This window comes from Streptomyces sp. SCSIO ZS0520, from assembly GCF_025643355.1.
GTDB lineage: Bacteria > Actinomycetota > Actinomycetes > Streptomycetales > Streptomycetaceae > Streptomyces > Streptomyces physcomitrii.
Genome location: NZ_CP092644.1, coordinates 1,392,816 through 1,405,211, shown reverse-complemented (window position 1 = coordinate 1,405,211; position 12,396 = coordinate 1,392,816). Strand labels below are relative to the sequence as shown.

General features: G+C 73.1%; 2 protein-coding genes (1 of these 2 cut by a window edge). Both read left to right on the top strand.

Translation table 11 applies throughout. The features are described from left to right. On the top strand, window positions 1-12,166 hold the 3' portion of the coding sequence (locus tag MID12_RS04665; protein ID WP_263165048.1) for a non-ribosomal peptide synthetase. 1,451 nt of this gene lie to the left of the window's left edge; the window shows 12,166 of its 13,617 coding nt (coding positions 1,452-13,617); the start codon falls outside the window, past its left edge; its stop codon occupies window positions 12,164-12,166. After that, entirely contained in the window at window positions 12,163-12,396 is a 234-nt protein-coding gene (locus tag MID12_RS04660) for an MbtH family protein (RefSeq protein ID WP_263165047.1), read from the top strand. The genes MID12_RS04665 and MID12_RS04660 overlap by 4 nt, the downstream gene beginning before the upstream one ends.

The window sequence follows — 12,396 nt, the reverse complement described above, 5'->3', positions numbered from 1 at the left end:
GTACGCGGAGCTGGACGACCGCGCCGACCGGCTCGCCCGCGCGCTGCTCGACCAGGGCGCGCGCCCGGGCGAGCGGGTGGCGCTGCTGCTGGAACGCTCGGTGGAGACCGTGGTGGCGGTCCTCGCCGTGCTGAAGGCGGGCTGCGCCTATGTGCCGCTGGATCCCCGGCATCCCGTACGGCGGATGGAGTGGATGCTCTCCGAGACCGGCGCGCGGGTTCTGCTCAGCAGCACCGAGGTGTACGCCTCGACGGAGCTGCGGGGGCTGCCGGTGCTGCTGGTGGACGGCGAGGCGGCGGGGGCGCCGCCCGGTCCGCTGCCGGAGGAGGTCCGCGCGCTCCGCCACCCGGAGCGGCTCGCCTATGTGATGTTCACCTCCGGGTCGACCGGGGTCCCCAAGGGCGTGGCGGTCACCCACCGGAACGTCGCCGACATGGCCCTGGACCCGCGCTGGCGCGAGGGGCACGCCGAGAGCGTGCTGCTGCACTCGCCCTACGCCTTCGACGCCTCCACCTACGAACTGTGGGTTCCGCTGCTCTCCGGCGGCCGGATCGTCGTGGCACCCCCCGGCTACCTGGACGCCGACCTGCTGCGCGCGCTCACCGCGCGGCACCGGATCACCGGCATGTTCCTGACGGCGGCCCTCTTCCAGCTGCTGGCCGAGGAGCCGGAGGCGCTGGCAGGGATCGGCGAGATCTGCGTGGGCGGCGAGGCGGTGTCGCCGGGTGCCGTGGCCCGGGTGACGGCGGCCTGCCCGGGGACGACCGTCGTCGACGTCTACGGGCCCACCGAGGCGACCACCTACGCGCTGACGCACACCGTGGACCCGGCCCGGTCCGCTTCGGCCCCGATACCGATCGGCCGCGCGATGAGCGGCACCCGGGCGTATGTGCTCGGTCCGGCGCTGGTTCCGGTGGCGCCCGGGGTGGTCGGCGAGCTGTACCTCGCCGGGACCGGTGTCGCGCGCGGCTACCTCGGCAGGCCCGGGCTGTCCGCCGAGAGGTTCGTGGCGGACCCGTTCGGCGAGCCGGGCACCCGTATGTACCGGACCGGCGACCTGGCCGGCTGGACGCCCGAGGGCGAGGTGCGCTTCGTCGGCCGCGCGGACGGCCAGGTGAAGGTGCGGGGCTTCCGTATCGAACCCGGTGAGATCGAGGCGGCGCTCAGGGAACACCCGCGGGTGGCCCAGGCCGTGGTGACGGTCCATCAGGATGCGCGCGGCGAGCGCCGGTTGGTCGCCTACGCGGTACCGGCGGACACCGGGATCGACGTACCGGCGCTGCGCGCCCACCTGGAGGCGCGGCTGCCCGCCCATATGGTCCCCGGCGCCGTGCTGGAGCTGCCCGCGCTGCCGCTGACACCGAACGGGAAGATCGACCGTGCTCTCCTGCCCGACCCGGACCGGCCGGGCACCGGCGGCGGCCGGGCCCCGCGCGGACCCCGGGAGGAGATCCTCTGCGGGCTGTTCGCCGATGTGCTCGGCCTCCCGGAGTTCGGGGTGGACGAGGACTTCTTCGAGCGCGGCGGCCACTCGCTGCTGGCCACCCGGCTCGCCAGCCGCATCCGGGGCGTGCTGCGGGTCGAGACGCCGGTACGCGCCGTCTTCGACGCTCCCACGCCCGCACGGCTGAGCCGCCGCCTGTCCGGCACGGGCGCGGTCCGGGCCGCGCTGCTGCCCGCGCCGCGTCCGGAGCCGATGCCGGTCTCCTTCGCCCAGCGGCGGCTGTGGTTCCTGCACAAGCTGGACGGACCGAGTCCGGTGTACAACATCCCCTTCGCCCTCAGGCTCTCAGGGGAGTTGGACGCCGACGCCTTCCGGGCGGCACTGGCGGACGTGCTCCTGCGGCACGAGAGCCTGCGCACCGTCTTCGAGGAACGCGACGGCGTGCCCTACCAATGGGTCCTCGACGCGGCCGGGATCCGCGCCGAGTCCCTGCTGAGCGTCGAGGACGTCGAGGCGGGCGCGCTCGACGACCGGCTGGCCGCCGCGGTACGCCACTGCTTCGACCTCACCGCCGACCTGCCGATCCGCGTCACCCTCTTCCGGATCGGCCCGGACGAGCACGCGCTGCTGGTGCTGCTGCACCACATCGCCGGTGACGGATGGTCCTTCCGCCCGCTGTGGCGCGACGTGATCCGCGCCTACACGGCCCGGCGCGAGGGACGGGCGCCGGACTGGTCGCCGTTGGCCGTGCAGTACGCGGACTACACCCTGTGGCAGCGCGAACTGCTCGGCGACCGCGAGGAGTCCGGGAGCGAGGCCGCCGCCCAGATCGACTACTGGCGCCGCACCCTGGAGGGCCTGCCGGACCGTACGGCACTGCCCGTCGACCGCCCCTACCCGCACACCGCCGCGTACGAGGGGCAGACCCTGTCCTTCGCCTGGCCCCCGCACCTGCTCGACCGGCTGGAGCAGGTGGCCCGCCGCTGCGGCACCAGCCTGTTCATGGTGGTCGACACCGCGCTCGCCGTGCTGCTCTCGCGGATGGGCGCCGGTGACGACATCGCGGTGGGGTCCCCCATCGCGGGCCGCACCGACGAGGCGCTCGACGATCTGGTGGGGTTCTTCGTCAACACGCTGGTGCTGAGGACGGACACCTCCCGCAACCCCACCTTCCGGCAGCTCCTGGAGCGGGTGCGCGAACGCAGCCTGGACGCCTACGCCCACCAGGACGTCCCCTTCGAGTACCTGGTGGAGAGCCTCAACCCCAACCGGTCCCTGACCCATCACCCGGTGTTCCAGGTGATGCTCGCCTGGCAGAACGCGGCCGGTGCGGAGGAGCTCGAACTGCCGGGCACCCGGGCGGAGTTGCTGCCCGTGTTCACCGGCAGCGCGCGGATGGACCTGCTCTTCAGCATCGTGGAGCCGCACCGGGCCCGGGGCTCCCGGGAGGGCGAGGGGCTTCAGGGCGTCGTGGAGTTCCGTACCGACGTCTTCGACGCGGAGACGGTGCTGTCGCTGGTCGCGCGCTGGCAGCGGGTCCTCGAGGCGGTGGCCGAGGACCCCACCGTCCCGGTGGACTCGATCGAGCTGCTCGACGCCGCCGAACAGGACCGGCTGCTGGCGTCCCGGAACGCGGACGGCGAGGCGGACGAACCGGTGGACACCGCAGGTCCCGCCGCGTCGTTCGTCCGGCGGGCCGCGGGCGACCCCGGGGCCACGGCCGTGGTCCTCGGCGAGCACCACCTCTCGTACGCGGAGCTGGACCGGAGGTCCGACCGCCTGGCCCGGGCGCTCCTGGAGCGGGGAGCGGGTCCGGAACGCGTGGTCGCGCTGGCCCTGCCGCGCTCGGTGGACGCGGTGGTCGCGGTCCTCGCCGTGCTGAAGACCGGCGGCGCGTATCTGCCGATCGACCCCGAACTCCCGCCGGAGCGCGCGAGGTTCATGCTCCAGGACGCCGCGCCCGCGCTGCTCGTGACGACCAGCGGGCTCCGGGACCGGTGGACCGGGCCCGGCGCCACGACGCCGCGGGTACTGGAACTCGACCGCCTGCGGCTCACCGGGGGCCCGGGCGGCCACGACGCGTACCCGCTGCCCGACCTCGCCCGGCTCCCCGCCGCGCGCGCCGCGTACGTGATGTACACCTCCGGCTCCACGGGGACGCCGAAGGCGGTCGTGATGCCCCTGCGGGCGCTCACCAACCTGCTGCGGTGGCACGCGCGCACGGTGGGCGGCGGGACCGGTGCGCGCACCGCCCAGTTCACCGCGCTGAGCTTCGACGTGTCGGTGCAGGAGATCCTCTCCGCGCTGCTGGCCGGGAAGACCCTGGTCATCCCGCCCGAGGAGGTCCGCCGCGATCCGGAGGCCTTCTCGGCATGGCTCCGCGAGCAGCGCGTGAGCGAGCTGTTCGCGCCGCACACGGTGATCGAGGCGCTGTGCGAGGCGGTGGACGAGAGCCCGGACGCCGGTCTGCCCGACCTGCGGGAGGTGATCCAGGCCGGTGAGGCGCTGACTCTCGGGCGGGGGATCCGCGACTTCTTCCGCCGCCACCCCGCGGCCCGGCTGCGGAACAACTACGGCCCGACCGAGACCCATGTGGTGACCGCCTGCGCGCTGCCCCCGGAGGTCGCGGACTGGCCCGCGGACTCCGCGACCATCGGCACCCCGGTCTCCGGGACGGCGGCCTATGTGCTCGACGCGTCCCTCCGGCCGGTCCCGCCGGGGGTGCCCGGGGAGCTGTACGTCTCCGGTGACTGCGTCGCCCGGGGATACGCGGGCCGGGCGGGGCTGACGGCCTCGCGGTTCGTGGCGGACCCCTTCGCCGCACCGGGCACCCGGATGTACCGCACCGGCGACCTGGTGCGCCGGAACCGCTCCGGTGAGCTGGAGTTCCTGGGGCGCGGCGACGACCAGGTCAAGATCCGCGGCTTCCGGGTCGAACCCGGTGAGGTGCGGGCCGTACTCGCCGGGCACCCCGCGGTGGCCCAGGCCGCGGTGGTCGCCCGCGACGATCTGCCCGGCGACCGGCGACTCCTCGGCTACGCGGTCCTCGCGCCGGGGGCCCGGGTCGCGGACGGTGCGCTGCGGGGCTTCCTCGCCGAGCGGCTCCCGGACTACCTGGTGCCCGCCGCCGTGATGGCACTGGAGCGGCTGCCGCTGACGCCGAACGGAAAGCTGGACCGCCGGGCGCTGCCCGTCCCGGACGCCGCCGCCGGACTCCCGCGGCGGCCGGGCACCCCGGCCGAGGCCGCCCTCTGCGAGATCTTCGCCGCGGTCCTCGGTCTCCCCGAGGTCGGCGTCGACCAGAACTTCTTCGCCCTCGGCGGCCACTCCCTGTCGGCCACCCGGCTGGTGGCCCGCACCAGGAAGGTCCTCGGCGTGGACCTCGGCGTGCGCGCCGTGTTCGAGGCGCCGACGGTGGAGTCGCTGGCGCGCAGGATCGGCGAGGCGCAGGCCACCCGCCCGGCTCTCGCCCGGCGTACCCGCCCGGCGGCGGTGCCGCTGTCGTACGCGCAGGCGAGGCTGTGGTTCCTGCACCGCCTGAAGGGCCCCTCGCCCACCTACAACCTGCCGGTCACCCTGCGGCTGCACGGCCACGTCGACACCGCCGCCCTGGAGGCGGCCCTGCACGACGTGGTGGCGCGCCACGAGAGCCTGCGCACCGTCTTCCCGGAGACGAACGGGACGCCGCACCAGCGGGTGCTCGCACCCGAGGAGGTGGGCCCGCTCCTCGCCCGGCACACCTACCGAGCGGACGGGCCGGCCCACGCCGTCCGCGGCACCTTCGACCTGGAGTCGCAGATCCCGCTGCGCGCCGAGCTGTTCAGCGCCGGTGAGCAGGAGCACGTCCTGCTGGTCCTCGTCCATCACATCGCCGGTGACGGCTGGTCCATGGCGCCCCTGCTGCGGGATCTGAGCGAGGCCTACGCGGCACGGCGCGCATCAGGCGCACCGGCCTGGTCCGAACTGCCCGTGCAGTACGCGGACTACACCCTGTGGCAGCGCGAGCTGCTGGGCGCGGAGGAATCACCGCAGGGCCTGTACGCACAGCAACTCGCCTACTGGCGGCAGCAGTTGGCGGACATCCCGGAACTCCTGGCCCTGCCCGCCGACCACCCGCGACCCGCCGAGGCCACCTACCGGGGCGGGATGGCCACCTTCCGCCTCGACGCCGGCCTCCAGCGGAAGCTGCACGCGCTGGCCGAACGGGAGAACGCCACCCTGTTCATGGTGGCGCAGGCCGCGCTCGCCACCCTGCTGACCCGGCTCGGCGCCGGGACCGACATCCCCCTCGGTACGCCGATCGCGGGCCGCCCCGACGACGCCCTCCAGGACCTGGTCGGCTTCTTCGTGAACACCCTGGTGCTGCGCACCGACACCTCCAAGGACCCGAGCTTCCGTACCCTGCTCCAGCGCGTCCGGGAGACGGACCTCGCCGCCTACACCCACCAGGACCTCCCCTTCGAGCGCCTGGTCGAGGAGCTCAACCCGGAGCGCTCCCTCGACCACCACCCGCTGTTCCAGGTCATGCTGGTGCTCCAGAACACCCCCGCCGCCCACCCGAGCCTCGCCGGGACGCGGGTGCGGCCGGAGGAAGTCCGGCTGGGCGCGGCCAAGTTCGACCTCACCTTCAGCCTCACCGAGCACAGCGGCCCGGACGGCTTCGCGGGGATGACCGGGGCGGTCGAGTACGCGAGCGACCTCTTCCGGGCGGAGACCGCCGAGGCGCTCGGCGCACGGTTCGTCCAGGTCCTCGCCGCGGTCGCCGAGGACCCCGGACTCCGGCTGAGCGCCGTCGACGTCCTGCTCCCGGGAGAGCGCCACGAACTCCTGAACCGGCGCAACGAGACCCGCCGCGACGTCCCCGCCCTGCCGTGGCCCGACCTCTTCGCGCGGGCCCGGCTCGGCGGCGGCGTCGCCGTGGAGCACGGCACGGACCAACTCACCTACGAGGAGCTCGACGCCCGTGCCGAACGGCTCGCCCGGGTGCTCCTCGCCCACGGCGCCGGACCGGAGCGGAAGGTCGTGGTGGCCCTGCCCCGTTCCGCGGACCTCGTCGTGGCCATGCTCGCGGTGTTCAAGGCCGGTGCCGTCTACGTCCCGGTGGACCTGGAGTACCCGGCCGCGCGGATCGCCTTCATGCTCGCCGACAGCGCACCCGTCTGCGTACTGACCACCTCGGAGCCGACCGCCTCGGAGCTGCCGGAACTGCCGCCGGGCACCGCCCGCATCCTGGTGGACGCGCCGGACCGGCATGCCCGGCCCGCCGCAGGGGACACCTGTGCCCCGCGCCGCCCGCTGGACGTGTCCCACGCCGCGTACGTGATCTACACCTCGGGCTCCACCGGCCGGCCCAAGGGCGTCACCGTGACCCACGCCGGTATCGCCGCTCTGGCCGGAGCGCACATGGCCGACCTGGGCGTGGGTCCGGGCAGCCGGGTGCTGCAGTTCGCCTCGCCGAGCTTCGACACCGCGATGTGGGAGATGTGCATGGGCCTGCTCTCCGGGGCGACCCTGGTCCTCGCACCCGAACCCCGGCCCACCGGGCGGGAGCTGGCCGACTTCGCCCGCGCGCGGCGGCTGACCCATCTGACGCTGCCGCCGGGCGCGCTCGCGACGCTGCCGCAGAACAGCCTCCCGGCGGAGGCGACCCTGGTCGTCGCCGGTGAGGCATGCCCCCCGGAACTGGTCGCGCAGTGGTCCGCCGGTCGGCGGATGTTCAACTCCTACGGCCCGACCGAGACCACCGTCGACGTCACCCTCTGGGAGTTCACCCCGCGCTCGCCCGAGGAGCCCCGAGGGCCCGGGACCACGGCCGTCGTGCCCATCGGGCGACCGGTCTGGAACACCCGGGTGTATGTGCTGGACGAGTGGTTGGGGGTGGTGGCTCCGGGTGTGGTGGGTGAGTTGTATGTGTCGGGTGCGGGGTTGGCGCGGGGGTATGCGGGGCGTGCTGGTCTGTCGGCGGGTCGGTTTGTGGCGGACCCGTTCGGTGGGGTGGGTGCGCGGATGTATCGCACCGGGGATTTGGTCCGGTGGGGTGCTGACGGTGCTCTGGAGTTTGTGGGGCGTGCGGATGACCAGGTGAAGGTGCGTGGTTTCCGGGTGGAGTTGGGTGAGGTGGAGGTGGTGTTGGGTTCGCATCCGTTGGTGGGGCGGGCTGTGGTGGTGCAGGGGGGTGTGCCGGGCGGTGGTCTGGTGGGGTATGTGGTGCCGGTGCCTGGTGGGGTGTTGGTGGCTTCTGAGGTGCGTGGGTGGTTGAGGGGGCGGTTGCCGGGGTTCATGGTGCCGTCGGTGGTGATGGTGTTGGACGAGGTGCCGTTGACGCGGAACGGGAAGGTGGATCGGGGGGCGTTGCCGGTTGCGGTGGTGGCGGGTTCGGGGGATTCGCGTGGTCCGCGGTCGTGGCGGGAGGAGGTGTTGTGCGAGGTCTTTGCCGAGGTGCTGGGGGTTGCCCGGGTGGGGGTGAACGACGGCTTCTTCGAGCTGGGCGGGCATTCGCTGCTGGCGACCCGGTTGGTGAGCCGCGTACGTTCCGTCCTCGGCGTCGAGTTGGAGATCCGCGCCCTCTTCGAGGCCTCCACCCCCGCCGGACTCGCCGAACGTCTGGAAGGCGCCGGACCCGCCCGCGCCGCCCTGAGCGCACGGGAGCGCCCCGAGCCGCTGCCGCTCTCGTACGCGCAGCAACGGCTGTGGTTCCTGGACCAGTTGGCCGACACCGAGGCGGTCTACAACTCGCCCTGGGCGGTACGCCTGCACGGGGCCCTGGACCTGGCGGCGCTCAGGGCCGCCCTCGCCGATGTGACGGCCCGCCACGAGGTCCTGCGGACCCTCATCGTGGCCACCGACGGCGTACCCCAGCAGCGGATCATCGATCCGGCGGACCTGCGGATGGAGTTGGAGACCGCCGACGTCGAGGCGGAGGCGATGGAGTCCGCGCTCGCCGCCGCGGCCGGACGGCGGTTCGACCTGGCCACCGAGGCACCGGTACGCGTCCATGTCTTCCGGCAGGCCGCGGACGAGCACGTGCTCCTCGTGGTGCTGCACCACATCGCCGGTGACGGCTGGTCCCTGGGCCCGCTCACCCGCGACCTGAGCAGCGCGTACGCCGCGCGGCGCGAAGGGCGCGCGCCGGGTTGGCCGGAGCTGCCGGTGCAGTACGCGGACTACGCGCTCTGGCAGCGCGAACTACTCGGGAGCGGAAGCGAGGCCGAGGACCCCACGAGCCCCCTGGCGCGGCAACTCGCCTACTGGACCGAGGCCTTGGACGGCCTCCCGGAGGAGATCCCGCTGCCGGCGGACCGGCCCCGGGGCGCCGAGGCGTCCTCGCGGGACGCGGCCGAGGAGTTCGGCATCGACGCCGAGCTGCTCCGCCGCCTGGAGGCGCTGGCCGCCGCCCACGACGTGACCCTCTTCATGGTGCTCCAGGCGGCCATCGCGGTGCTGCTGACCCGGATGGGCTCGGGGACGGACATCCCCATCGGCACCCCGGTGGCCGGACGCGTCGACGACGCGCTCGACGAGGTGGTCGGCTTCTTCGTCAACACGCTCGTACTGCGCTGCGACACCTCGGGGGATCCGACCTTCGGTGAGCTGCTCGGCCGGGTGCACGAGACGAACCTCGCCGCACACGCCCACCAGGACCTTCCGTTCGAGCGCCTGGTGGAGGAGCTGCGGCCCGCCAGGTCCTCCTCGCGGCAGCCGCTCTTCCGCGTGATGCTGGCCTTCCAGAACGACCCCGGTACGGATCTGGAGCTCAGCGGACTGACGGTGGCGCCCCAGCAGGTCCCGGCCGGACCGGCCAAGTTCGACCTGGTCTTCCACGCGTACCGCAGGCCCGCGCCCGCGGGGGAGCGGGGCACGGTGATCGCCGGGGCGATCGAGTACCGCGCCGGTCTGTTCAGCGCCGCCCTGGCCGAGAGTCTGGGCGCCGGGCTCGTCCGTGTGCTGACGGCCGTCGCCGATGCCCCCGAGACGCGGCTCAGCCGGACCGACCTGCTCGATCCGCTCGTACGCCGCCGACTCACCGCCGGGCGCGAGGGCCCGGTGAGCGCGCCGCCCGAGGCGCCCCTGCCCGAGCTGTACCGCGCCCAGGCCGCCCGCACCCCCGGCGCCCTCGCCGTGGTCGACGGCGACCGGCAGCTCAGCTACGCGGAGTTGGACACCCGCGCGAACCGGCTGGCACACCGGCTGCGGTCCCGGGGGGTCCGGCCCGGGGACGTCGTGGCACTGTTGCTCGAACGTTCGCTGGAGAGCGTCGTCTGCGTACTCGCGGTCCTCAAGGCGGGCGGTTCGTACCTCCCGCTGGAGGAGCGGTTCCCCGCGGAGCGCCGGGAGCACATGATGGCCGACGCGGGAGCCCGTCTGCTCCTCACGGATCAGCAGGCCACCGGCGGGCACCGCACCGCCGTACCCGTCCTGCCCTTCGACGAGGCCTTCGCCACCGGGGGACCGGAGCACGACCCCGAGGTGCACGGGCACCCCGAGAACCTGGCCTACACCATGTACACCTCGGGCTCCACCGGTGAGCCCAAGGGTGTGGGCGTGACCCAGCGGGGCGTCGCGAGCCTCGCACTGAACGCGACCTGGCACACCGGAGCCGGGGCACGCATGCTCCTCCACTCGCCCCCGGCCTTCGACGCCTCGACCCTCGAACTGTGGGTGCCGCTGCTCACCGGCGGGGCGATCGTGGTCCAGCCGCCGGGCGAGACGGATGTGGAGGCCCTGCGGCAGGTCGTCGCGGACCAGGGGGTCACCTGCCTGTACCTCAGCAGCGGACTGCTCGCGCTCGTGGCGGAGGAGGCTCCGGAGTCACTGGCCGGGGTGGGCCAGGTCCTCACCGGCGGCGAGGCGATCCCTCCCCATGCGGTCGAACGGCTCCTGCGCAGCTGCCCCTCGACCCGGCTGGTCAACCTCTACGGCCCCACCGAGATCACCGTGGCGGCCACCAGCCATCCCGTCTCGGCGCCCGAGGCGGCACAGGGCTCCGTACCGATCGGCCGCCCGAATCCTGACTCCCGGGTGTATGTGCTGGATGAGTGGTTGGGGGTGGTGGCTCCGGGTGTGGTGGGTGAGTTGTATGTGTCGGGTGTGGGGTTGGCGCGGGGGTATGGGGGGCGTGCTGGTCTGTCGGCGGGTCGGTTCGTTGCGGATCCGTTCGGTGGGGTGGGTGCGCGGATGTATCGCACCGGGGATTTGGTCCGGTGGGGTGCTGACGGTGCTCTGGAGTTTGTGGGGCGTGCGGATGACCAGGTGAAGGTGCGTGGTTTCCGGGTGGAGTTGGGTGAGGTGGAGGTGGTGTTGGGTTCGCATCCGTTGGTGGGGCGGGCTGTGGTGGTGCAGGGGGGTGTGCCGGGCGGTGGTCTGGTGGGGTATGTGGTGCCGGTGCCTGGTGGGGTGTTGGTGGCTTCTGAGGTGCGTGGGTGGTTGAGGGGGCGGTTGCCGGGGTTCATGGTGCCGTCGGTGGTGATGGTGTTGGACGAGGTGCCGTTGACGCGGAACGGGAAGGTGGATCGGGGGGCGTTGCCGGTTGCGGTGGTGGCGGGTTCGGCGGATTCGCGTGGTCCGCGGTCGTGGCGGGAGGAGGTGTTGTGTGAGGTCTTCGCCGAGGTGCTGGGGGTTGCCCGGGTGGGGGTGGACGACGGCTTCTTCGAGTTGGGTGGGCATTCGCTGCTGGCGACGCGGTTGGTGAGCCGCGTACGTTCCGTTCTGGGAGTCGAGTTGGAGATCCGCGCCCTCTTCGAGGCATCGACCCCCGCCGGACTCGCCCAACGCCTCGATGGCCCCGACCCCGCCCGCACCGCCTGGGAGGTCCTGCTCCCGCTGCGGGAGAAGGGGGACCGCCCCGCCCTGTTCTGCGTACATCCCGGCGGCGGACTGAGCTGGTGCTACTCCGGGCTGATCCGCCAACTCGACCCCGGACAACCGGTGTTCGGACTCCAGGCCCGGGGGATCGCCCGACCGCAGCCGCTCCCCGCCTCCGTGGAGGAGATGGCGCGGGACTACCTCCAGCACATGCGGACGGTCCAACCGGACGGTCCCTACCGCCTGCTGGGCTGGTCGGTCGGCGGGAATATCGCGCACGCGATCGCCACCCTGGCCCAGGACCAGGGGCTGGACGTCGACTTCCTGGCGATACTGGACGCCTACCCCGGCGGCGAGGAACAGGAGGAGTACCTGCCCGATCAGCAGGAAGTGCTCGCCGGTCTGCTGGAGTTCATCGGCGTGGACCGCGGCCGACTCGGCGGGGGACCGCTGCGGCTCGACGCCGTGATGGAGGTGTTCCGGGAGGAGGGCAGCGCGCTCGCCAGTCTCGGGGAGGAGCAGATCACCGCGCTCCGGGACGTGCTCGTCAACAACTCCAGGATCCGCAACGCCTATGTGCCGGACACCTTCCACGGCGAGGTGCTGTTCTTCGCCTCCACCGAGGGCGCCGAGGCGGCGGAACACGCGCCGCAGGAGTGGGACCCCTATGTGAAGGGCGGGATCCATGTGCACGAAATCGCCTGCGAGCACAGGTTCATGGCCGCGCCGGACGCACTCTCCCGCATCGGCGCGATCATCGACGAGCAGCTCAACGCCCTGACCGGAGCGACCGGAGCGACGGCGACAACCGAAGCGACGGCGACAACTGAAGCAATGGCGACAACAACCGAAGCAACCGAGGCGGCCCGGACCGCCGAGGCAGTCGAAGCACCTGAGAACCGCGAAGGAGAAACCTCATGACGAACCCGTTCGAGGACCCGGACGGCACCTACCACGTCCTCGTGAACTCCGAGGGCCAGCACTCCCTGTGGCCGACGTTCGCCGAGGTTCCGGCGGGCTGGGAGACCGCCCTCCGCGAGGAGAGCCGGGACGCGTGCCTGGAGTTCATCGAGAAGAACTGGACCGACATGCGCCCCCGGAGCCTCGTCGCGTTCATGGAGAACACGGAGGCTGCCGAGGCCGGGGCGTAG